The sequence below is a fragment of the Bacillus sp. D7-8 genome (assembly GCF_052055895.1).
GTDB classification, from domain to species: domain Bacteria; phylum Bacillota; class Bacilli; order Bacillales; family Bacillaceae; genus Bacillus; species Bacillus velezensis.
On record NZ_CP179922.1, the window covers coordinates 2,676,291 to 2,700,074 of the forward strand.

20 protein-coding genes are annotated in these 23,784 nt (G+C 49.1%); 6 read left to right on the forward strand and 14 right to left on the reverse strand.

Going from position 1 to position 23,784, the window contains the following annotated elements:
• Positions 1 to 11 precede the first annotated feature (11 nt).
• The 4 genes from ACKTRM_RS13060 to ACKTRM_RS13075 form a co-directional block, all read right to left on the reverse strand.
• Positions 12 to 785 (reverse strand): electron transfer flavoprotein subunit beta/FixA family protein, encoded by a 774-nt coding sequence (locus ACKTRM_RS13060; RefSeq protein ID WP_007408121.1) that lies wholly within the window; start codon positions 783 to 785, stop codon positions 12 to 14.
• A gap of 13 nt (positions 786 to 798) precedes the next feature.
• Positions 799 to 1,578, reverse strand: a complete 780-nt coding sequence (locus ACKTRM_RS13065) for an enoyl-CoA hydratase (RefSeq protein ID WP_012118131.1) — start codon at positions 1,576 to 1,578, stop codon at positions 799 to 801.
• Between the two features lie 13 nt (positions 1,579 to 1,591).
• Complete coding sequence (locus ACKTRM_RS13070) at positions 1,592 to 2,176, reverse strand: TetR/AcrR family transcriptional regulator (protein WP_007408119.1); 585 nt, start codon at positions 2,174 to 2,176, stop codon at positions 1,592 to 1,594.
• Positions 2,177 to 2,264: 88 nt separating this feature from the next.
• The gene (locus ACKTRM_RS13075) at positions 2,265 to 3,953 is read right to left on the reverse strand and encodes an AMP-binding protein (protein ID WP_012118132.1); all 1,689 of its coding nucleotides are present in this window, start codon (positions 3,951 to 3,953) and stop codon (positions 2,265 to 2,267) included.
• 105 nt (positions 3,954 to 4,058) lie between these two features.
• Between ACKTRM_RS13075 and ACKTRM_RS13080 the strand changes: the two genes are divergently transcribed.
• Complete coding sequence (locus tag ACKTRM_RS13080) at positions 4,059 to 4,733, forward strand: DUF2711 family protein (protein WP_012118133.1); 675 nt, start codon at positions 4,059 to 4,061, stop codon at positions 4,731 to 4,733.
• 138 nt (positions 4,734 to 4,871) lie between these two features.
• Here the strand turns inward: ACKTRM_RS13080 and ACKTRM_RS13085 are convergent, their stop codons facing one another.
• The 5 genes from ACKTRM_RS13085 to zapA form a co-directional block, all read right to left on the reverse strand.
• Positions 4,872 to 5,276 (reverse strand): DUF350 domain-containing protein, encoded by a 405-nt coding sequence (locus ACKTRM_RS13085; protein ID WP_003152541.1) that lies wholly within the window; start codon positions 5,274 to 5,276, stop codon positions 4,872 to 4,874.
• A gap of 16 nt (positions 5,277 to 5,292) precedes the next feature.
• Positions 5,293 to 7,650: an endonuclease MutS2 gene (locus tag ACKTRM_RS13090; protein WP_012118134.1), complete on the reverse strand. Its 2,358-nt coding sequence runs from the start codon at positions 7,648 to 7,650 to the stop codon at positions 5,293 to 5,295.
• A 20-nt stretch (positions 7,651 to 7,670) separates the two neighbouring features.
• On the reverse strand, positions 7,671 to 9,383 hold the full coding sequence (gene polX, locus ACKTRM_RS13095; RefSeq protein WP_012118135.1) for a DNA polymerase/3'-5' exonuclease PolX: 1,713 nt from the start codon (positions 9,381 to 9,383) through the stop codon (positions 7,671 to 7,673).
• Between the two features lie 105 nt (positions 9,384 to 9,488).
• Positions 9,489 to 10,022, reverse strand: a complete 534-nt coding sequence (locus ACKTRM_RS13100; protein WP_007612958.1) for a CvpA family protein — start codon at positions 10,020 to 10,022, stop codon at positions 9,489 to 9,491.
• A 7-nt stretch (positions 10,023 to 10,029) separates the two neighbouring features.
• On the reverse strand, positions 10,030 to 10,287 hold the full coding sequence (zapA, locus tag ACKTRM_RS13105; RefSeq protein WP_007408114.1) for a cell division protein ZapA: 258 nt from the start codon (positions 10,285 to 10,287) through the stop codon (positions 10,030 to 10,032).
• A gap of 133 nt (positions 10,288 to 10,420) precedes the next feature.
• On the opposite strand from zapA, the gene rnhC reads away from it, so the two are divergent.
• Positions 10,421 to 11,362, forward strand: a complete 942-nt coding sequence (gene rnhC, locus ACKTRM_RS13110) for a ribonuclease HIII (RefSeq protein ID WP_012118136.1) — start codon at positions 10,421 to 10,423, stop codon at positions 11,360 to 11,362.
• Positions 11,363 to 11,398: 36 nt separating this feature from the next.
• Here rnhC and pheT read toward each other — a convergent pair whose 3' ends face one another.
• From pheT to ACKTRM_RS13125, 3 genes are all read right to left on the reverse strand, one after another.
• Entirely contained in the window at positions 11,399 to 13,813 is a 2,415-nt protein-coding gene (gene pheT, locus ACKTRM_RS13115; protein ID WP_012118137.1) for a phenylalanine--tRNA ligase subunit beta, read from the reverse strand.
• Positions 13,814 to 13,826: 13 nt separating this feature from the next.
• Positions 13,827 to 14,861, reverse strand: a complete 1,035-nt coding sequence (gene pheS / locus ACKTRM_RS13120; RefSeq protein ID WP_003152530.1) for a phenylalanine--tRNA ligase subunit alpha — start codon at positions 14,859 to 14,861, stop codon at positions 13,827 to 13,829.
• A 361-nt stretch (positions 14,862 to 15,222) separates the two neighbouring features.
• Positions 15,223 to 15,969 (reverse strand): TrmH family RNA methyltransferase, encoded by a 747-nt coding sequence (locus tag ACKTRM_RS13125; RefSeq protein WP_003152529.1) that lies wholly within the window; start codon positions 15,967 to 15,969, stop codon positions 15,223 to 15,225.
• 120 nt (positions 15,970 to 16,089) lie between these two features.
• Between ACKTRM_RS13125 and sspI the strand changes: the two genes are divergently transcribed.
• The 4 genes from sspI to ACKTRM_RS13145 all read left to right on the forward strand — a co-directional run bounded on the left by sspI (position 16,090) and on the right by ACKTRM_RS13145 (position 20,289).
• Positions 16,090 to 16,305 carry a small acid-soluble spore protein SspI gene (sspI, locus tag ACKTRM_RS13130; protein WP_003152527.1) on the forward strand — a complete coding sequence of 72 codons (216 nt, stop codon included), beginning with the start codon at positions 16,090 to 16,092 and terminating at the stop codon, positions 16,303 to 16,305.
• 61 nt (positions 16,306 to 16,366) lie between these two features.
• Complete coding sequence (locus tag ACKTRM_RS13135) at positions 16,367 to 17,452, forward strand: CdaR family transcriptional regulator (protein WP_012118138.1); 1,086 nt, start codon at positions 16,367 to 16,369, stop codon at positions 17,450 to 17,452.
• A 99-nt stretch (positions 17,453 to 17,551) separates the two neighbouring features.
• Positions 17,552 to 18,964 carry a glycolate oxidase subunit GlcD gene (gene glcD / locus ACKTRM_RS13140; RefSeq protein WP_012118139.1) on the forward strand — a complete coding sequence of 471 codons (1,413 nt, stop codon included), beginning with the start codon at positions 17,552 to 17,554 and terminating at the stop codon, positions 18,962 to 18,964.
• Positions 18,961 to 20,289 (forward strand): (Fe-S)-binding protein, encoded by a 1,329-nt coding sequence (locus ACKTRM_RS13145; protein ID WP_012118140.1) that lies wholly within the window; start codon positions 18,961 to 18,963, stop codon positions 20,287 to 20,289. The genes glcD and ACKTRM_RS13145 overlap by 4 nt, the downstream gene beginning before the upstream one ends.
• 70 nt (positions 20,290 to 20,359) lie before the next feature.
• Here the strand turns inward: ACKTRM_RS13145 and cstA are convergent, their stop codons facing one another.
• Together cstA and arfA are read right to left on the reverse strand one after the other, a co-directional pair.
• Entirely contained in the window at positions 20,360 to 22,156 is a 1,797-nt protein-coding gene (gene cstA, locus ACKTRM_RS13150) for a carbon starvation protein CstA (RefSeq protein ID WP_012118141.1), read from the reverse strand.
• A 110-nt stretch (positions 22,157 to 22,266) separates the two neighbouring features.
• A complete protein-coding gene (gene arfA / locus ACKTRM_RS13155) occupies positions 22,267 to 23,766 on the reverse strand; it encodes an arabinosylfuranosidase ArfA (protein WP_012118142.1) in 1,500 nt (499 codons plus the stop codon).
• Positions 23,767 to 23,784 lie beyond the last annotated feature (18 nt).

A 23,784-nucleotide genomic window follows, 5' to 3' on the forward strand; every position in this document is an offset into this window, starting at 1 on the left:
TTAATATCGGTTTATACGACTTTGGCTTCTTTTCTCAGCAGTGACACAAGCTCTTTCGCCTGCTCAGCGGCTTCTCCTTCGATCAGTCTGCCCGCTTCTTTTTGCGGCGGCAGAAAACGTTCGATCGTTTTGAGCTTCGGTGCGGCATCATCTTCATCAATGTCGAGGTCATCGAGCTCAAGTTCTTCCAGCGGTTTTTTCTTCGCCTTCATAATGCCCGGAAGCGACGGATAGCGCGGCTCGTTTAAGCCTTGCTGTGCCGTGATGACTAAAGGAAGTGAGGTTTTAATGATTTCGGTATCCCCTTCATTGTCTTTCTCTGCCACAGCTTCATCACCGCTGATTGTCAGTTTTGTGATCGTTGTGACGCAAGGAATGTTCAGCAGTTCGGCAAGCCTTGGAGCCACTTGGCCTGAACCGCCGTCAATCGCGACATTTCCGCCGAGAATCAGATCATATTCCCGGTCCTTGAAATAATGATATAAGATAGTTGAAATGGAGTATTGGTCAGGATCGCTCAGATCATCTTCAATATTGATTAACACCGCCTGGTCACAGCCCATCGCAAGGGCGGTTCTCAGTTCTTTCTCCGCATCTTCTCCGCCGACGGTTACGGCGGTAACGGTTCCGCCGTGCTCTTCCTTCAGCTGAATGGCTTCTTCAATGGCGTATTCATCATACGGATTAATGATAAATTCGGCCCCGTCCTCCTGAATCTTTCCTGCTTCAATGACGATTTTCTCTTCTGTGTCAAACGTCCGTTTCATCAGTACAAATAGATTCATAATCTTATCCCCTTTATCTTCGCCCACCGAATTGAGGCTTTCTTTTTTCGAGAAATGCCTGAATGCCTTCTTTTGCGTCATCTGATGCAAATGCTTCCCCAAAACGCTTTGCTTCAAGCTTTAAGCCGCCGTCATAAGAATAGATCTTGTTTGAATAAAGGAGCTCAAGCAGAGAAGCCATCGACTGCGGGCTTTTTTCCGCAAACTTGCCCGCGAGCGTTTTCGCCTTTTTCAGCAGCTCTTCCTCATGTTCGGCGCCTACCGTGACAAGACCGAGGCTGAGCGCTTCTTCTCCGGTCACAGGTTCTGAAGTGCCGATCATTTCAAGCGCTTTCGCCGTACCGACGTACCGGGGAAGCCGCTGCGTCCCGGCAAAGCCCGGAATAATGCCGAGATTCAGCTCGGGCAGGCCGAGCTTTGCATCTAATGTAGCGATTCTGATATGGCAGGCCATGGCTAGCTCAAGACCGCCTCCGAGCGCAGCGCCGTGAATCGCTGCGATAACGGGCTTCGGAAACCCTTCAATTCTTTCCATCAGCTGCTGGCCTTTATCCGCCATGGCAGAAGATTGCTCAAGTTTTTCAAGCGACGTAAATTCCTTTATATCGGCGCCCGCCGAGAAAAATTTCCCCTCACCGCGAATGATGATGCTTCTGACGCTGTCATCTGTTTCACATCGGTCGAACAGACCGGACAACTCGTCTAAAACCGCACCGGACAGCGCGTTGGCCGGCTGATGATTAATGGTGATCACCGCAACAGATTGTTCTACCGCCATCGAAAGGCTGTTCATCCGTCAACCCCCTTTAGTTTTGATGAATTCCTGACACCAACAGCTCCAATACCTTGTCTGACAAATCCGGAAGATCATATTTTTGATCGTTCATCACCCATGTTGTCACTGTTTCATCTATCGTCCCGAATATCATCTGCCGGGCGAGGCGGACGTCGAGATTGTCTTTCCATTCCCCCGACTTGATTCCTTCGGTCAAAATGGTGTCCAGCATGTTTAAATAACCTTTTAAAATATCATTGATTTTCAGGCGCAGCTTGATATTTGACTGTCTGAGCTCAAGCTGGGTCACAATCGCGAGGTGGCGGTCATTGCCGAGCAGTGTGAAATGCTGCTTAATAACGAGGGCGAGTTTTTCTTTTGCCGTCGTTTTTTCTTTCACTTCTTCTTCCATGCGTTCAATGAACTGGCCCATCTTTTCTTTAAAAAGAGAAATGAGTATATCCTCTTTGTTTTTGAAATATAAATAGATGGTGCCGTCCGCAACGCCGGCCTGCTTGGCGATTTTGGACACCTGTGATTGGTGATAGCCGTTTTCCGCTATGACTTCTACTGCTGCATCAATAATCTGCATATACTTTGGCCGTTTTTGGTTCAATGTCATCGTTCCTTCCTTCGATAAATGAATGACTATTCATTCATAACTTCATGATAAAAAGGAATCCGGATTTTGTCAAGTTTTTCTTTTAAGGCACCTTATTTTCACAGGAAGCATCTTCCTCTTCGACTAAACGCCTTCTTAATATTTTTCCGACGGCCGTTTTCGGAAGCTCTTTTCTGAATTCGTAAAGCTTCGGGACTTTGTACGGCGCAAGCCGCTCTCTTGCAAACGCATCAAGCTCATCGGCATCTGCCTCGGCGCCTTTTTTCAAAACGATAAATGCTTTCACCGTTTCCCCTCTGTAGGAATCAGGGACGCCCGCTACGACGATTTCCTGAACGGCTTCATGCTCATAAAGCGCCTCCTCCACCTCCCGGGGGTAAATGTTGTATCCGCCGGCAATGATGATGTCTTTTTTCCTGTCGGCGATGTAGAAAAATCCTTCCTCATCCATATATCCCATATCTCCGGTAAACAGCCAGCCGTCTCTGATGACACGCGCGGTCTCCTCCTGCTTATTCCAGTATCCTTTCATGACCTGAGGGCCTTTTACGATCAGCTCGCCGTGCTCATACGGCCCCGCAAGCCCGCCTTTTTCTTCTGAATAGATTCCGGCATCGGTATTGGGCCAGGGACAGCCGATGCTACCGGGTTTATTTTTTCCCCAGATGAAGTTTGAATGGGTAACCGGTGATGCTTCGGATAATCCGTAGCCTTCCACAAGCTTTCCTCCGGTCACTTTTTCAAATTTCTGTTTGACCTCAACCGGCAGCGCCGCTGAACCGCTCGGACAGCTTTCAATGGAGGACAAATCATACTTATTCAGCTCCGGGTGATGCAACAGCCCGATGTAAATCGTCGGTGCCCCGGGAAAAACCGTCGGCTTCAGCCTGTCGATTGTTTTCAGGGTATCCAAAGGATTAAATTTAGGAAGAAGGATCATTTCACATCCCTGCATAATGGAAAAATTGAGCACGGCGGTCAATCCGTACACATGAAAAAAAGGCACGATGCCGAGCACCTTTTCGGCTCCCTTTTTCATTTTGTACATCCAGGCGGCGCACATTTCTGTATTAGCCTGAATGTTCCGGTGTGTGAGCATGACGCCTTTCGGATAGCCGGTTGTTCCGCCCGTGTATTGAAGCACGGCGATGTCATGCGCAGGGTCAATATCAAATGGCTCTGCCTCCTCCGCTCTTTCGTTTTTTAAAATATCCGCTAATTTGTGAATTTGTTCGCATCCGTCATAATCAATATGAACCTGCTGTTTTTGCGTGAGTGTATACAGCATATTTTTCGGAAACGGCAAAAAGTCTTTTATACTCGTTGTAATAATGCGTTCGACGAGTGATAACGTTTTCATTTTTATCACCTTCGGAAACAGCATATCAAGGGTGATGATCACGCGCGGCGCACTGTCTTTCAGCTGATACTCAAGCTCGTGTTCCGTGTAGAGAGGATTGGTCTGAACGACAATGCCGCCGGCAAACAATACGCCGTAAAAAGCGATGACCGACTGCGGACAATTGGGCAGCATAATGGCGGCTCTGTCACCTTTTTTCAGGCCTGTTTTGCGTAAAAAAGCGGCTAGCTTTAACGAATCTGTGAGAACGTCCTGGAATGTGAGTTTTTTTCCGAGAAAATAAATGGCGGTATGGTTCGGGAATTGGGCTGCGGAGTTTGTCAGATTGGATGGCAGGGTTTGATCGGTAAATTCAAGCTCATGCGGAATCTCTTCGGGATATTGAGAAAGCCATGGCTTTTCAGACTGCATAATACCTCTCCCTTCTGTTTTCCTATACGCTATTATTATAGCAGAAGGGTGATTGAAATTGGAAAGCGTTTCATGTGAAATTTCGAGTTTCAGGAGGTGTTGAGCTTGCTGGAAACGCTGCATTTTGAAGAGGGAGTTCCTATCCTGCGCCAGCTGCCGAAGCCGTTTACGTCGGCCGCCTTTTTGCTCCATCCCTTTGTCCGGATGCCGGATGGGTGGGAAGAGCAAAAGCGCAAACGGCCTTATGAACATATGTATCCGAGTGATGAGGAGATCATCGCGATGGGCAGACCCGTTTCCTGGCAATCCGTCATGACCGTTTGCGGATTGCGCTCTGAAAAAGAGACAGCGCTTGCGCTTATGACTGCTGTCACGGCACTTCGGGATGAATATGCACATCCTGAATCCGCCAGGCTGTTTAATCGGCTTCATCCCGATCTGTACTTGCCGAGCGACGATGTCACTTCACCATTTTTAATTCCGGGACTTTTGGATGTGTTCCGTTCAAAAGGCATAAAGCGCTGCACTTATTATGAGCCGGTCGAAGAGAAAGGCATATTTTCACTCAATCAAACGGCGCCTTCAGATGTATGCGGATTGCTGCGGGCTGACATGATCATTGCCGATGAAAAACGGCGCGCCGCTTTTATGAGCATATATGATTCTTTTACGACACTCTTTCTCATGGAAGATCAAGACATGCCGTCTGTCATCCGCGCCATGAGTTGGGAAGCCGTCATTTGCTCTGATACGGCCTGCATAAACTGGTATTCTCAATAAAAAAGGCCGCCGATTTTAGTTCGGCAGCCTTTTTTCAGTATTAAGATGTCATGACCAGATAAATAAGTCCGATGAACAGAAAAATTCCCGCTGCCGACAGCAGCACTTTCGCAAGCTTCTCCATTTTTCCCCGTCCCCTTAAATCCCGGCGGCCACCACAAATGACAGGCCGACTGAGATGACAAATGAAATAAAGCCGACAGCTCTGTTATCTTTTTCAATTTCTTTATCAATTTTAAACCGGGGCGTCAGAAATTCAAAGATAAAATAGCTGATTAAAAGCATAATAAATCCGTATACGCCCCAGCCGATCATTTGCAAAAGCGAATTATGCTGGGCGATGCTGTGCTGAAAGACATTTGCGATACCGAGAATTTTCCCTCCGGTCGCCATTGCCACCGCAAGATTGCCTTTTTGGATTTCCACCCAGTTTTTATAGGATGTCACCAATTCAAACACGGTCAGAAAAATGACGAGACACAAGACGGCTACACTGTAATAAGCCGCGATTTCAACAAGCTCATTTTCCCAAAAAGCATTCATGACGTTTACTCCCTTTTTATTTTAGTTCGACAATCGTTACGCCTGATCCTCCTTCTCCCGCTTCCCCGAACCGCGAGCTTTTCACGCTGCGGTGGTTTTTCAGAAGATCCTGCACCCCTTTTCGGAGGGCGCCCGTGCCTTTTCCGTGAATGATGGACACTCTCGGATGGCCGGCAAGCACCGCGTCATCTAAATATTTTTCGACGCGGCTGAGGGCGTTTTCGTAACGCTCTCCCCTGAGGTCAAGTTCAAGGGATACGTGATAATCCTTCCCTTTTACGGCGGTGATTGCTTTTTCTTTTTTCGGTTCAGGAGCGGACTTGAGAAACTCAAGATCTTTTTCCTTCACCTTCATTTTGAGGATGCCGATTTGGACGTTCCATTCTTTCTCGCCGGTTTTCTCAAGCAGCGCCCCTTTTTGTCCGAATGTGAGCACCTTTACTTCGTCGCCCGGCTTCAGCTCGCGTTTTTTCTCTGTTTTTCTTTCCGGCTGCTTTGATTTTTCAAAAGCCGGCATCGCGTCTCCGAGACGTTTTTTGGCGTCAATCAGCTCGTGTTCCTTAAAGGATCTGTGTTCTTGCTTGATGGACCTGAGCTCGCGGATGATCTGTTCGGCTTCATTTGCGGCGGCTTCCAGTTTTTCCGCAGCTTTCTGTTCGGCTTCTTCCATCATTTTATCTTTTTGGGCGTTCAGCTCAATGATTTGCTGCTGAAGATCTTTGTGCAGTTTTTCTGCTTCTTTTCTGATTGATTCGGTTTCAGAAAGCTCTTCATCCGCTCTTTTTTTGCTTTTTTCAAGCGATGCGATCATCAGATCGACTTCGTTATGTTCGGCGGTCATTTCTGACTTCGCCTGGCCGATGATATGCTCCGGAAGCCCAAGGCGTCTTGAGATTTCAAATGCGTTGCTTCGGCCCGGCACTCCGATCAGAAGCTTATAGGTAGGCGAAAGCGTTTCAATGTCAAATTCAACGCTGGCATTCATGACGCCTTGTCTGTTATATCCGTATGCTTTCAGTTCCGGATAATGGGTTGTCGCAAGCACTCTGGCGTTTGTCCGGTGAACTTCGTCAAGGATGCTCATGGCAAGCGCCGCTCCTTCCTGCGGATCTGTTCCGGCACCGAGTTCATCAAACAGCACAAGACTGTTTTCAGACACGTCTTTTAAAATATTGACGATATTGACCATGTGGGATGAGAACGTACTCAGACTTTGTTCGATCGACTGTTCATCGCCGATATCGGCAAACACATTGTCAAATACGGCTGCTTCCGATCCCTCATCAGCCGGTATGTGCAATCCCGCCTGCGCCATTATCGTCAGCAGCCCGAGTGTTTTTAACGTAACGGTTTTACCGCCCGTATTCGGTCCTGTGATAACGATCGTTGAGTAATCTCCGCCCAGTTCAATATCGTTGGCCACGACTTGATCTTGGGGCAGCAGCGGATGGCGCGCTTTTTTCAGCCGGATAAAACCGTCTCCGTTCATGAGTGGTTTTGTCGCCTTCATCGCTTTTGCGTATCTCGCTTTGGCGAAAATGAAATCCAGTGTCTGCAGCACTTCCACATCTTGAGCGATTTCTTGTGTGTGTTCAGCCGTATGCTCCGTCAGCATTCGGAGAATCCGTTCGATTTCCTGTTTTTCTTTTACTTTCGCCTGCTGAAGCGAGTTGTTCATATCTACGATCGCCTGCGGTTCAATAAACAGTGTCGCACCGGATGAAGATGTATCGTGGACAATTCCGCCGTAGCTTGATCTGTATTCCTGTTTGACCGGGATGACAAAGCGGTCATTCCGAATCGTAACGATGGTGTCAGACAGCATTTTAGAAGCGGAAGATGAACGCAGCATTGATTCAAGCCGGTCTCTGACTCTTGATTCAAGCGTCCTGAGCTGCGTGCGGATTCCCCTTAAAGCGGGAGACGCATGATCAAGCACTTCCCCATGGTCATCAATGCAGGAGTTAATCTCCCTTTCCAAATCGCCTAATGTAATCAGCTCTTCTGCATGGGCCTGTATCAGCGGAATGCCGACGCCGTCTTCTGTCATTTGGCTGATAAAATGCTTCATTTGTTTAACGGCATACAGCAGCCCGGACAATTCGGTAAATTCCGCCGGCGTCAGCACACTGCCGATTTCCGCCCGCCGTAAAGCGGATCTTATGTCGGTCAGGCCGCCGAACGGAGCATGGCCTCTCAAGCGCATGACCGCGGATGCTTCTTCGACTTCATCCAGCTGTTTTTGGATGTCTGAGAGATCCGTCAAAGGTTTCAGCTGCAGAAGCTTCTCCCGGCCGAGCGATGAGGCGGCATGTGCGGTAATCTGTTCTTTTACTTTATGAAATTCAAGTGATGATAACACTTTTTGCTGCACGGTTTTGTGATCCTCCTTACTTAATCATTGCGCGTCAGAAATGCTTTGACCTCGTGTAGCGGCCGGGCGTTTAACACATGTTTTGTTTCCGTCCAGCCTTTGCGCGCAGCGGTCACGCCCGTTTTCATATCATCGAGCATCTCGATATTATGGGCATCGGTATTAATGACCAGAGTCACACCTTTTTCATTTGCTTTGATCAGGTGCTCAGTCCGTAAATCGAGGCGCGCGGGGTTTGCATTCAGTTCAAGCGCCGTATTTGTTTTGGCGGCGAGTTCAATCAGCATGTCGATGTCGACTTCATAGCCGGCCCGTCTGCCGATCAGGCGTCCCGTCGGGTGGGCGATAATGTCCACGTGCTTATTCGTCAGCGCCTGTTCAAGCCGTTTCATAATGACATGTTCCGGCTGGCTGAAGCTTGAATGAATAGATGCGATGACAAGATCCATTTCAGACAGAACACTGTCATCATAATCGAGCGAACCGTCGGGGAGAATGTCCATTTCTACGCCTTTAAAAATATGAAAATTTTCAAATTCAGCATTTAACGCGTCAATTTCTTCCGCCTGTTTTTTGAGCCGTTCGGCCGTTAACCCGTTGGCTACCTTTAAATATTGGGAATGGTCGGTGATCGCCATGTACTGATAGCCTTTTGCCATACACGCTTCTGCCATTTCTCTGATGGAAAAAGCGCCGTCACTCCAGGCTGAGTGCATGTGGAGATCGCCTTTTATCGCTTTATGCTCCACAAGATCCGTTTCTTCCCGGTACGTGTCGACCTCCTGCCCGCTTTCTCTGAGCTCAGGAGGAATAAACGGCAGACCGAAGTGGGCGTAAAACGCTTCTTCGCTCGGGAATGTTTTGACGTCTCCCGTTTCTATGGTTTCTACTCCGTATTCACTGATCCGTTCACCGCGCTCTTTCGCCAGCTGGCGCATTTTAATGTTGTGATCTTTAGAACCGGTAAAATGATGCAGTGTGGTGGCAAACTGTTCCTCTGTCACAAGCCGGAAATCCACACTCATCTCATATTCAAAGGTCAGGATGAGTGATACTTTTGTATCCCCGCTCGCTATCACGTCTTTTACGTTCGGGAGGGAAAGAAGCTGTTCTCTGACAGCCTCCGGATGATCTGTAGCGATAATGTAATCGAGATCTTTTACGGTTTCCCGCGCTCTTCTGAGACTGCCGGCCCGGGAATATTTCTGAATATCCGTCAGCCGGGCCAAATGTTCTTCAATTACTGAAGCAATGCTGAGCGCATAGCCGATCGGAAACCGTTCCGGCTGTTTTCCGGCTTCTCCGAGAGCCTGGAGGATTTTCTCCTCCGTTTTTTTGCCGAAACCGGCGAGCCCCTGTACTTTTTGCTGCTCGCATGCTTCTTTCAGCGATTCCGCGTCATGAACGCCCAGTTCCTGATACAGCTTGGCGATTTTTTTGCCGCCGAGGCCCGGAAGCTTCAAAAGAGGAACCAAGCCTTCCGGAACTTCTTTCTGCAATTGGAGAAGCGTGCCGGACACACCTTCCTGCATATATTCACGAATGACGCCGTAGGTGCCTTTTCCGATTCCGGATAAAGACATCATGTCGTCGATTTCCGACAGGCTGCGGTCATCCTGCTCAAGCGCCGCTGCCGCTTTTCGGAAGGCTGATATTTTAAACGGGTTGTCCCCTTTCAGTTCCATATAGACCGCAATCGTTTCAAGCAGCCTGATGATATCTTTTTTATGCATACTGTTAACCCCCAGTCGTTTCCTGCTTTTCATCATACAAATTTTTCTCCTCCGGCACAACTGACGCAGAGCTTGAAAAAAACTTCTCCGGTCAAGAGAAGTTTTTTATGCCCCGTACTGGGCCCACAGTTCTTGCAGGAGCCCTGACAGATACGGCGTATGATGTGTGATGATATTTGCAAGCGTCGATTGTGCGAGCATATCCTGAAGCGCGCTTACCGGCAGTACGGATGCGACGTATAACAGGATAAACGCAAATAAATAGACTTCCAGAAACCCAAGCACCCCGCCCAGCAGTTTGTTGATCTGTTTAATGACCGGAATGCTGGCGATGATATTAAGCGCCGCTCCGATAATCCGGAGCAGAATCTTTGCGATGATAAACAAAATGACAAACGCGATCGCGTTGTAATAAGCCGTCTCTACGTTTCCTTTAATAAAAGACAAAGCCGCCTGCCCGCCGGAAAAATCAGGCGCGGGTATAAAGCTCAGATGCGGGGCCAGGTTTTTGTAAAAAAGCGCCGCAAACGCAATCGAGAGGATGAAACTCGTTAAATATATAAATTGGAGGATAAATCCTCTTTTTAATCCAAGCAATGTGCCCATTAAGAGCAAAACTAAGATGATGATATCTATCATATGGTGTTCATTCCTTTTCTTTAAGCTGCCGCTCCAGTATTTCATATTTTTCTTGCAGTTTCATATAATCATGCACGACATTGACCGCAGTCAATACAGCGAGCTTATTTATATCAAGATATGGATTTTTCTCATTGATTTCTCTCATTTTATCATCAACCACTCCGGCCACATGGCGCATGTGCGCTTTGCTTTCTTCCCCGATAATGGTGAAGTGCTGGCCGTAAATGTTTACTGTCGTTTTGGTTTTTTTGCCGTCAGACAACGTTTCTCCTCCATTCCGCGAGAATCCTAGTTCCTATCATACCACGATTATCGTTTGAATGGAAAGACGAGCCTCGGGCTGTTATGATACACTGGTATATACAGTGAAAAGTGCCAAAAAAGGAGATTATATCGTGTCCCATTCTGTTATAAAAGTATCCGCTTCCGCTATGGAACAAATGAAACAATCCTATGCCGGCTCCCTTACTCCCGCCGTTCCGCAGGGCGCCGTCTTCCAGGCCAAGCCTCCGGGCTGTACCATTACAGCCTACCGCTCGGGCAAGGTTCTCTTTCAAGGAAAAAACGCCGGCACAGAAGCGGCCCGCTGGGGAACGGCTGAGGCGCCGAAAGCAAAGAAAACCGTCAAAAAAGCGGCCGATCCGCTCTATGCTCCCCCGGCGGGCATTGCCTCCATGTCAGTGATCGGCTCTGATGAAGTCGGAACAGGCGATTACTTCGGGCCGATAACGGTTGCCTGCGCCTACGCAGACAAAACAAAGCTTTCTTTAATGAAAGAACTCGGTGTGAAGGATTCGAAGGATTTAAAAGATCCGCAGATTATTGAAATCGCCAAACTGTTAATTAAAACCATTCCTTACAGCCTGCTTGTGTTAAAAAACGAAAAATACAATCAGATGCAGGAAAAAGGCATGAGCCAAGGAAAAATGAAGGCGCTCCTTCATAATCAGGCGATTTCCAATCTGCTGAGAAAAATGAACGGCGTTAAACCGGAAGCGATTCTGATTGACCAATTCGCAGAGCCCGGCATTTATTTTAAGCATCTTTCCGGACGGGATATCGTAAAAGAAAAAACGTTTTTCAGCACGAAAGCGGAAAGCATACATCTTTCCGTCGCCGCAGCCTCTATCATTGCGCGATATTCTTTCTTAATTGAAATGGATAAGCTTTCCCGTGAGGCTGGGATGACGATTCCAAAAGGCGCGGGGCCGCACGTCGATGAAGCTGCCGCCAAGCTGATCATCAATAAGGGAGAAGGTGCGCTCAGAACGTTCACCAAACTTCATTTTGCCAATACGCAAAAAGCGAAACGCCTTGTTGAACGGAAGCGGTCATAATAAAAAAGCTTGCAGAGTGATCTGCAAGCTTTTTCTTTATCCTCTTAATACGGCCTGATACGTTTCTTCCAGCGCTTTCAGCACGTTTTCATGTACTTTTGTCACTTCTTCTTCTGTCAATGTTTGTTCAGGGTTAACATATTGGAGCGAGAAGGCGACGGATTTTTTGCCTTCTTCCATATGCTCACCTTCGTACACATCAAATACGGTGACTTCTTTCAGCAGCGCACCGCCGGCTTCTTTGATCACGGCTTCGAGCTGTCCGCTTGTAACGGTTTTATCTGCCACAAGCGCAATGTCGCGCGTGACAGACGGGTACTTCGGAATCGGCGTATACACGACAGGTTCTGTTTCCTCGGTCAGAAGCGCGTGCAGATCAAGCTCGAACACATACGTTTCTTTGATATCCAGCTCTTTTTCCATTGCCGGATGCACCTGGCCGATAAATCCGGCAAGCGAACCGTTCAACAGAATGTTTGCCGTCCGGCCGGGATGCATGTTTTTGCGTTCTGACTGGACAAATTCAACCCGGTCTGACACATTCAATTGATGCAGCAGGCCTTCAACGATTCCTTTGGCGACGAAGAAATCAACCGGCTTTTTCTCACCCTGCCATAAATTTTTGCGCCACAATCCGGTTACAGCTCCGGCAACCCGTTCTTTTTCAACCGGTTTTGTGTTTTCTTCTTTCGTCAGAAATACAGAACCCGTTTCATATAAAGCAACGGAATCAGTCTGTCTGGCCAGATTGTATGAAACGGCTTCAAGAAGATTCGGCACGAGGCTGTGTCTGAGAATGCTTCTTTCTTCGCTCATCGGCAGAGCAAGCATCGTGTTGAATGATTTTTCGATCGCAAAAGCGGCCGCTTTTTTATCATTCGTCAATGAATAAGTGGTCGCTTGTGAAAGACCCGCTCCTTCAAGGAAACGTCTCACTTTCCGGCGTTTTGCCTGATACGGTGTCAAGCCGCCTGTCGTGCCGGCCGTTTCCGGAAGCGTGGACGGGATATTGTCATACCCGTACAATCTCGCCGCTTCTTCAATCAGGTCTTCTTCTATTCTAATATCTCCGCGGCGCGACGGCACCGTTACGACGAGAACGTCTTCAGCTTCACCGACTGCAAACCCGAGGCGCTTGTAAATGCTGATGATTTCTTCTTTAGCGATTGTCATGCCGAGTACGGCGTTCACTTTTTCAACAGACACGTGAATGTTGTTTGCTTCGATTTTCAGATGGTTTTCTTCAACCGTGCCTGAGAGCACTTCTCCGCCGGCATATGCCTGAATGAGACTGCAGGCCCGTTCAGCCGCCAGCAAAACGCGGGCCGGATCAATGCCTTTTTCATATCTGGCGCTCGCTTCGCTTCTCAATCCGAGGTCTCTCGACGCTTTGCGGACGGTCTGTCCGTCGAAATAAGCGGCTTCCAGTAAAATCGCAGTGGTGTCTTCGCGGACTTCAGACTCAGCTCCGCCCATGACTCCCGCAACGGCTTGCGCTTTTTTTCCGTTTGTGATGACCAAATGGCTGCTTGACAGCTTGCGCTCTTGTTCATCCAGCGTTACGATGGTTTCGTTTTCCGCCGCTTTTCTGACGACGACCTCTTTTGAACCGAACCGGTCGTAATCGAAAGCGTGAAGCGGCTGTCCGTACTCAAGGAGGACGAAGTTTGTAATATCCACGACGTTATTATGCGGACGGATGCCTGCATTCATCAGTTTCGTCTGCATCCAAAGCGGAGACGGGCCGATTTTGACGTTTTTAATGATTTTTGCGGCATAATGCGGATTGGCCTGCGTATCTTCAACCTTAACGGAAACAGCATCCGCCGCTTTTTCTGCCGCTTTTTCATATGAAGCCTCCGGAAGCTTTACCTCTGCGCCGAGGATAGCCGCAACTTCATAAGCCACGCCAAGCATGTTCATCGCGTCGGCGCGGTTCGGCGTTAAGCCCAATTCTAAAATCGCATCATCAAGCTGAAGGGCCGCCATTGCGTCAGCTCCCGTTTCAGCATCATTCGGAAAAACGAAAATGCCTTCCGCATATTCTTTCGCCACGAGCTTGCTTTCAATGCCGAGCTCCTGAAGGGAACAGATCATGCCGTGAGACGCTTCGCCGCGCAGCTTGGCTTTTTTAATTTTGAAATTGCCGGGAAGCACGGCTCCGACCGTTGCAACGGCAACCTTCTGTCCTTTATCAACATTCGGGGCGCCGCAGATAATCTGCACGGGTTCCTCCGCACCAATATCAACAAGGCATTTGTTGAGTTTGTCGGCATTCGGGTGCTGTTCGCGCTCAAGCACGTGTCCGATGACAACGCCTTTTACGCCCTCCCCTTTATACTCGATACCCTCAACTTCAATACCGGCTCTCGTAATTTTTTCTGCAAGCACGGCCGGGTCGATTCCCTGCAAGTCAACGTAATCTTCTAACCATTTATAAGAAACAAACATGTGTATCCTCCTCTTACGCCTGTTTAAACTGCGAAATGAATCTGACATCATTGGTATAGAAATGGCGGATATCTTCAATGCCGTATTTCAGCATCGCGATACGTTCAACACCCATTCCGAAAGCAAAACCCTGGTATTCCTCAGGATTGAATCCGGCCATCTTCAGCACGTTCGGGTGAACCATGCCGGCGCCGAGAATTTCGATCCAGCCTGTTTTTTTGCAGACGGAGCAGCCTTGTCCGCCGCACTTAAAGCAGGTCACATCCACCTCGACAGAAGGCTCTGTGAATGGGAAAAAGCTCGGACGGAGCCTGATTTCACGGTCTTGGCCGAACATTTTTTTGGCGACCAATTCAAGCGTGCCTTTCAGGTCGCTCATGCTGATTTTGCGGTCGACGACGAGACCCTCGATCTGCATGAACTGATGGGAATGTGTCGCGTCATCGTTGTCGCGGCGATACACTTTACCGGGACAAATGATTTTGACGGGGCCTTTTCCTTTATGCTTTTCCATCGTGCGCGTCTGCACCGGTGACGTCTGCGTTCTCATCAGCATTTCTTCTGTAATGTAAAAGCTGTCCTGCATGTCGCGGGCCGGGTGTTCCTTCGGCAGGTTCAGCGCCTCAAAGTTGTAATAATCCGTTTCCACTTCTGGGCCTTCTTCGACGGTATATCCCATGCCGATAAATAAATCTTCAATTTCTTCAATAACGACCGTCAGCGGATGGCGTCCGCCGATGTTTACCTGACTGCCCGGCAATGTGACGTCAATCGTCTGGCTGCTGAGTTTTTTATTCATTTCTTCTTGTTCAAGCTGTTCATTTTTCGCCGTAATGGCTGCTGCAATGCGCTCTCTCACTTCATTGGCGAGCGCTCCCATTTTCGGGCGCTCTTCGGCGGACAGTTTGCCCATGCCGCGGAGAACTTCTGTAATCGGCCCTTTTTTTCCGAGATATTGCACCCGAATGTCGTTAACTTCTTTTAATGAACCCGCCGCTTCTACTTTTTCTGCAGCTTCCAGTTCAAGCTGTTTAAGCTTCTCTTCCATCATGCATCCTCCTTTTATGTAAACCAAACCGTTCTATGCCTTTTTCAGAAAACAAAAAAACCCGCCCCTTGAGAGAAGGGACGAGTTGTGGCCGCGGTACCACCCTTTTTAAGGCAGACTTCATCTGCCGACAGCTTCATTGACATAACGGAAACGATCGTTCCGGTTCACCTTTACGCGCGTTTGGCGCGGTCCCGGTGACAACTCGAGAGGTGAAAATCAATTTTTGTGCTGCGATAAAAATGCTTTCAGTCAGCGGCATTTTCTCCCTGGAAGGCAGTGTGTGCAAAAATTGACGTCCTCTGTCACGGTTTTTACATTATTGCTATCTATTATAGTGAAATCCAAGGCTTTTCGCAACCTATCCTCTGAGATGATAAACGAGGATGGCGGCCGCTACCGCCACATTCAGCGATTCCGCCTGCCCGTACAGCGGAACGTACAGGTTGAGATCCGTTTTTTGCAGAAGGCCGGCGTCCACTCCCGCCCCCTCGTTCCCGACGATTAACGCGAACGATTCTTCAGGCTTCACGCTTTGATAAGCCGCACCGTTTTCAAGCGCCGTGCCGTAGATCGCGACGCCTTGTGATTTCAGCTCAGCGGTAAACTCATCAAGCGGACGTTTCAAAATGGGAATATGAAAATGAGATCCTTGTGCTGAACGCAGCGTTTTTCCGTTGTACGGGTCTGCTGTTCCCTCACCAAGGACAACGGCGTCGATTCCCGCGGCATCTGCCGTTCTGATCATTGTTCCTAAATTCCCCGGGTCCTGTACGGCATCAATCAGAAGCAGCCGCTTCAGCTGATCAGGCCGCTTATCCGGCATATGGCAGACCGCGGCGATCCGCTGCGGCGTTTCCGTTTCCGTCACGGCTGAAAACGCGTCTTCGCTCAGCACGTAGCACGGAATGCTCATGTCCAGATCGGCCGGGATGGCGCTCTCATCGTTTACGAGAATTTCTTTTACCGTTCCCTTTGATTTGAGCGCTTCTTCTGCCAGATGCTCTCCTTCTATCAGAAATGTATTCGTTTTAAGTCTCTCTTTTTTTGTGTGAAGTTTTTTCCAGTCCTTCACTTTTTGGTTTTTTGCAGAGTCGATTCGTTTCACTTTATGTCTGTGCTCTCCTTTTTTCATGCATGTTGTTATTATATCTTAAGAACAGCACATAATAAACCGCGTGCGCGGTAAGAATATGCGTATCACATTCAGAAAAAAGGAGCGGTTGTAATGGACCTTAATTTACGCAACGCCGTTATTGCCAATGTAACCGGCAATAACCAGGATCAGCTGGAGCATACTATCGTTGACGCCATCCAAAGCGGTGAAGAAAAAATGCTTCCGGGCCTCGGCGTCTTATTCGAAGTTCTTTGGCAGCATGCGTCGGACTCAGAAAAAAATGAAATGCTCAAAACACTTGAAGGCGGATTAAAACCTGCGCAATAAGCATGAACCGGGTGATGGGACACCCGGTTTTTTTTGTATAATAATGGCGAGGGGGATCGCCATGCAGTTACAGCCGGAACTGGCTAAGAAATTGATTGCCGAAGTCAAACATATGTACAGCCGCGAAGTGATTATTGCCGATACAAAAGGAATGATCATCGCGGGCACCAACGAGGCGCGCGCCGGATGGTTTCATGAAGGCGCACTGATCTGCGCGCGCGAAAAACGGAATGTCATCATTACGAAAGAAGATGAAAAACGGCTCGAGGGCGTAAAAGCAGGACTGAACCTCCCCGTTTTTTCAGGCCATGAAGTGATCGGAGTATTCGGCCTGACAGGAGACCCTGACGATATCCTGCCTTTCGGAGAATTGCTCAGAAAAATGACGGAGCTGTTTATTAAAGAAACGCGCCATATGGAAGAAGCGCAGTGGCGTGCGAGAATGCTTGAATCCTTTATGGTTGATTGGCTGCAGCTGAAAGAATGGTCTCCGGGCTTTTTAGAAAAAGCAAAGCTCATCGGCGCAGACCTTCACGCATACCGCCGGATCATACTCATTCAAGGCCGTTATGAGCAATATAAAGCGGAGGAGCTCGGGCGGCTCTGGCAGTACGAATGCCCTGAAGACCTGTTTGTCCGCTGGGGAAATGAGAGAATTCTCATTAATCATGAAGCAAATTCGGCTTCCAAAACACAGCTCATTAAAAAGATCGGAGCCGTTTTTGGGCAGCCTGTCACCGCCGGCATCGGACGGATCGTTCCGGGAGAGCGCCTCACGGAATCATACGAACAGGCAGATAAAGCACTTTCAGCCGGAATCGGTGACAAGCAGGCCGTCTTTGAAGAAGATTTAAAACTGGATATGTGTCTTGCCGATATCACACCCCGCACGAGGTCGGAATTTTCACGGCGGGTTCTCGAGCATGTACTCGGCCGGGAAGAACTTCTGGATACGCTGCGCGCCTTTTTCGACCGGCAATTATCGTTAAAGCGCACCGCCGACGACATGCATATTCATATCAATACATTGCGCTACCGTCTTTCCAAACTGGAATCACTGACAAATATGAAGCTTGACCGTCCCGAAGACATAACGGCTTTTTATTTGGCGCTGCGCTTTTTAGATCAACATACAAAAAGAACGTAATCATATCATCATTTTTCATATGTTTCTCCATAGTGTGCGGAATCGTTTTTCTTTACAATTAAATGAAAACGCTTTTCTTATCAGGGAGGTTGGGAGAACATGATTTCACGAGAGGCAAAAGAAGCGTTCATCCGGACGGTCGGGAAGGAGAATTATGATGATTCAGCGGCGGGCCGTCTTGTGTATTCTTATGATGCAGCTCCTCAGCTGCAAGCCATGCCGGATGCGGTCATCGCCCCCCGCAGCGCGGATGACGTGTCCCGTATATTAACGATTTGCAGCAGGCATGACATTCCGATCGTGCCAAGGGGTTCAGGCACAAACTTATGCGGCGGCACATGTCCGTCTGAAGGCGGGCTTGTGCTTTTATTCAAACATATGAACCGCATTCTAGAAATCGATGAAGAAAATTTGACGGCAACCGTCCAGCCGGGCGTGATTACGCAAGATATGATCCGTGCGGTTGAACAAAAAGGTTTATTTTATCCGCCTGATCCGAGCAGCATGAAAATATCGACAATCGGCGGGAATATTAATGAAAATTCCGGCGGGCTGCGCGGTTTGAAGTACGGCGTCACCCGGGATTATGTCCTCGGCCTTGAAGCCGTCTTGGCTTCAGGCGATATCATCCGCACAGGAGGAAAGCTGACAAAGGATGTCGCCGGTTATGATCTGACCCGGCTTTTCGTCGGAGCAGAAGGGACGCTCGGCGTTGTGACGGAAGCGACTTTAAAGCTGGTTCCGAAGCCGGAAACGAAAAAAACGCTGCTTGCACTCTATGAACATATTGAAGCGGCTGCGGAATCGGTTTCTGCCATCATCGCTGAAAAAATCATTCCGGCGACACTCGAATTTCTGGATCAGCCGACACTGCAGGTCATTGAAGATTACGCCAAGATCGGGCTTCCGACCGACGCAAAAGCGGTGCTGCTGATCGAACAGGACGGTGACATCGAAACGGTCAGACGAGATATGGAAAAAATCGAAGCGATTTGTAAAAACGGAGCCGCCGTATCCGTCCAAACGGCTGAAACCGAGGAAGAGGCATTCGCGCTTACAGAGGCCAGACGGTCCGCATTATCAGCCCTTGCCCGGCTGAAACCGACAACGATTCTGGAAGATGCGACCGTGCCGAGATCACAAATTGCCAGCATGGTCAAAGCCATTAACGAGATTGCAGAAACATATGGCCTGTCCATCTGCACATTCGGCCATGCCGGAGACGGCAACCTCCATCCGACGTGCACCACCGATATCCGAAATACAGAGGAGATGGAACGTGTCGAAAAAGCTTTTGCCGCCATTTTTGAAAAAGCGATTGAGCTGGGCGGGACGATAACGGGTGAACACGGGGTCGGCATCGTAAAAGCGCCGTATTTAGAAATGAAACTGAAAACAGAAGGCATTACCGCCATGAAAGCGATCAAACAAGCGCTTGATCCCAAAAATCTGCTGAATCCGGGAAAAATATTCGCCAATTCATCAAGGAAACGCGTGGTGGTGATGAAATGACAACGGCTAAAGAGCAGAAACACATTCAAACAGAATTCAAAAACCGCATGGATGAAGGTGAATTGCTGAACTGTATGCGCTGCGGCTTCTGCCTTCCTTCCTGTCCGACCTATATCGAATCGGGATTTCAAGAATCCCATTCGCCGCGCGGCCGGATCGCCCTGATGAAAGCCGTCACTGACGGACTGATCGAGCCTGATGAAGATGTCGAGCGCTCACTTTCGCTGTGTCTCGGATGCCGGGCATGCGAGCCCGTTTGTCCGGCAGGGGTCAATTACGGACAGCTGCTTGAAGAAGCGAGGGATATCATTCATCAAAATAAAAAACATAAGCCGGGCGTGCGTCTCTTGCGGAAAGCCGCCTTCACCGGGCTTTTCCCTCACCAAAACCGCATGCAGACAGCCGTGAATCTTCTCGGAATATACCAAAGATCGGGACTGCAGACCGCCGTCAGAAAAACCGGTATGCTGCGCGTTTTGCCTGAACATCTGCGCACAATGGAACAAGTGCTCCCGCCCGTCCCGAAACGGAAAGACATGAAGGAAAGGCCGCGTTTTCTTCATGCCGCGGGTCCCGTCCAAAAACGGGCCGCTTTTTTCTCGGGCTGCTTAATGGATACGATGTTTTTAGCGACAAATCATGCGACAACGGCGCTTTTACAGGCGGCCGGGTGTGAAATCGCGGTTCCGGACGGCCAGGCGTGCTGCGGCGCGCTTCACGGGCACAGCGGAGAAAAAGAGATGGGAAAAGAACTGGCCAAGCGGAATATCGCGGCTTTTGAGGCGCTTGACGCTGATTATATCATTACAAACGCCGGCGGATGCGGCGCCTTTCTTCAGGAATATCCGCATTTACTGAAAGATGAACCTGGATGGGCGGAACGTGCCGAACAATTCGTCCGGAAGCTCAAAGACTTTTCATCCGTACTGGTTGATCTGAAGTTCCATCAAAAAAACCTGCGGGCGCAGTCTCCTCATATCGTCACATATCAGGACTCCTGCCATCTCCGCAATGTGATGCATACGTCAGAGGAACCGCGCACGCTTTTGAAAAGCATTAAAGGGGCTGAGTACAGAGAAATGGAAAAGGCCGACAGCTGCTGCGGGTCGGCGGGAATTTATAATATAACAGAGTCAGAGATGTCTATGAAAATATTAGACAGCAAGATGAAAGCCGCCGGAAAAACGGAGGCGGCCGTCATCGTGACAGCCAATCCCGGATGCCTTCTGCAAATGCAGCTCGGCATTTTACGCGAAGGATTAACAGGCCGTGTCCGCGCGGTTCATTTGGCGGATTACCTTTTGGAAGCGGCGGATTTGTCATAAGATGAAAGCAGAGAGACCGATCGGCTCTCTGCTTTTTTTATGATGCTGCAATGTTCGGACGGCCGCGGATTTATCCGGGTATTGAAGCTTCCAGTCTGGCACTCGGATCACGCCATACATTCGCCCATTTTTTCACAGCCGCAATGATAATCACAAGCCCGAGAATGAGCATGATAATGGATAAAACGCCATTCAGCACGTTGTATCCCGCCGCTTCGGGGTTCAAATACACATACCGCACCATCCAATAACCCGCATAGTTGACGGTCACGTACAAATAAGCGAGGGGAATCAGGCATGTCAGCATATAGCGCCGCTTATCCGCTATTTTTAATACGACGGTCGCACCGATAATTAAGCCGACAGACGCCATAAGCTGATTGGATACGCCGAACAGCGCCCAAATGGAGCTGATGTCGCCCGAATACAGAAGATAGCCCCACAGCAGGCAGGCGAGCGCGCTTGAGAAAATCGAGCCCGGCAGCCAGTCTGTTTTTTTCAGCGGCTTATAGACCTCTCCGAAAAACTCTTGAATCAAGTACCGGGCGACACGGGTTCCCGCATCAATCGCCGTTAAAATAAACACCGCTTCAAACATAATGACGAATTGAAAAAAGTATGAAGCCAAATGACTGAAAAACGGAATCTCCGTAAAGATATACGTCATTCCGACGGCAAGCGTAACAGCGCCGCCCGTTCTTCCTTCCAGACTGAGCCCGATTTCTTTACTCAATTCAGGCAGATGGACGACATTCATCCCGAGGGTGCGGAATATTTCAGGCGTGCTGTTAATAGCAAAATAGTCGGCGGGCTCAAGAGCGGCAGCTGCAATGAGCGCCATAATTCCGACGAGACATTCCACAAGCATCGCTCCGAAAGCAACCGGCTTTATATCACTCCATTTATCCAGCATTTTCGGCGTTGTGCCGGAACCGACAAATGCATGAAAGCCCGAAATGGCGCCGCAGGCAATCGTTATTGAAATAAACGGCCAGACAGGACCCGCGATCACCGGCCCTCCGCCGTGAATAAACTCCGTTACGGCCGGAAATTTAATGGCGGGATTGACGAAAAAGACGCCTGCGATCAAAGCGGCAAAAACCCCGATTTTCATAAAACTGCTTAAATAGTCACGCGGAGCCAGCAAAAGCCAAACCGGAAGCGCCGCGGCGAAAAACGCATAGACAGGAAGCGCCACTGCAAGCGTTTTCGCATCCAGTGTCAGCATGTCCCCGAGAGCCGTTGTCTGCAGCCGCGGCCCGATGACAACACCGGCCATTAACAAAAGAAACCCGACAGTTGATGCGAGTTTGAGATTGCCCGTTTTTTTATAGTAGAGGCCGACCCCCATCGCGATCGGAATCGTAATCCCCACCGCAAACGTTCCCCACGGGTTTTTCTCAAGCGCGTGCAGCACAACCATGGACAGCCCCGCCATCGTGATCGTAATGATAAACAGCATCGAGAGACCCGTGCAAAAACCCGCCACCGGGCCGAGCTCTTCTTTGGCGACTTCAGAAAGTGTTTTCCCGTTTTTCCGCATTGATGCAAACAATACGACAATATCGTGCACGGCTCCTCCGATCACCGCCCCGATTAACAGCCATAAAAGCCCGGGCAGATAGCCGAACTGAGCTGCCAGAATCGGTCCGACAAGCGGGCCGGCAGCGGCGATTGCCGCGAAGTGGTGGCCGAATGACACCCACTTATTCGTCGGCACATAATCTTTCCCATCCTCAAGCACATGGGCCGGAGTCGGTGTCTGATCATTGATTTTTAATACTTTGACCATCATAAAGGTACCGTAAAGCCGATAGGCGATCGCCAGAATACATATAGACGCTATGACGATTGTAATCGCATTCATTTAATCCCAGCCCCTTTTCTCTTTTTCTAAATATTATCACAATTATCAGATAACAGGAGATGATTTTTGCGTAAAAAAAAGCCGGCGGCGCAGCCCGGCTTTTCGGAACATTATTTGCCTGATAAACGGATGACATTCCAGGACAGCGGAGTAAAATGAGCCGTTATCCCTTCAGCATTTGCCGAAGACGTTCCGTTTGAGTGAGGCGTGACTTCTTTTCTGTTTTTTTGATTGGTCGCTTTCATATCCTGATGCTCCAGCACGATATGCTCAATAATGCGGTAATCTTCAAACCCTCTCAGCTTGATCTCCGTTTCCATCAGTTCCTTGCTTTTGTTGACGGCAAAAATGGTAAGTGCTTCATCCTCTTCATGGTAAACGGCCGCGGCATCAACATACGGCACATCCGTAAAATCCGCTGAGTCGTATTTCGGGGAGGTGACCAGCAGCTTCATTGAAGTCCCTCTCCCGTAGACAGAGGCGTGCATGTAAGGGTAAAAGATCGGCTGCCTCCATGCTTCTCCGCCCTTTTCGGTCATGATAGGCGCAATTACGTTGACAAGCTGGGCGAGACAGGCGATCTTTAGTCTGTCCGCATGCTGCAGCATGGTAATCAGCAGTGAACCGATCAACAGCGCATCTTCAAAATTGTAGATGTCTTCAAGAATCGGCCGGGCCGTAATCCATGGCTCCACTTTTTTATCCGCTTCATTTGAGTGATACCACACATTCCATTCATCTAAAGAAAGGTGAATCGTTTTTTTGCTGCGTTTTTTCGCTTTCATATAATCACATACGGCTGTGACGGATTTAATAAAATGGTCTAAATCCATCGACTTCGCCAAATAGTTCTCAAGATCATTTTCATGGTTGCCGTAATACGTATGCAGTGAGATGTAATCCACATGCTCGTACGTATGCTCAAGCACCTCGGCCTCCCACTCAATGAAGGACGGCATGCCGCTGTTTGAGCTTCCGCAAGCCACCAATTCGATCGTCGGGTCCGTCCATTTCATCACCTTTGCCGTTTCAGCTGCGAGCCGTCCGTATTCATGCGCCGTTTTATGACCGATCTGCCAAGGGCCGTCCATCTCATTTCCTAAGCACCATGTTTTGATGCCGTAAGGTTTTTCATATCCGTGCGATTTTCGTAAGTCGCTCCAGTACGACCCTTCAGGATGGTTGCAGTATTCGACGAGGTTCCGGGCGGCATCGATCCCTCTCGTCCCGAGATTGACCGCCATATTCACTTCGGCGTTCACTTTTTTCGCCCACGTTAAAAATTCATTCGTCCCTACTTCGTTCGTTTCTGTCGTCTGCCATGCCAAATCAAGCCTCCGCGGGCGGTCCTTCACCGGCCCGACGCCGTCTTCCCAATTGTAGCCCGAGAGAAAATTCCCTCCCGGATAGCGGATGAACGGCACTTGCAATTCCTTGATTAACTCCTGCACGTCTGTTCTGAAGCCGTCCTTGTCGGCTTTCGGGTGTCCGGGCTCATAAATGCCTTCATACACCGCCCGGCCCATATGTTCTATAAATGATCCGTACATCCGTTTGTCCACTTCACCGATGATATATTCTTTATCTGCTGTAATCCCCGCTTTTTTCATTATATTTCCTCCCTCTCT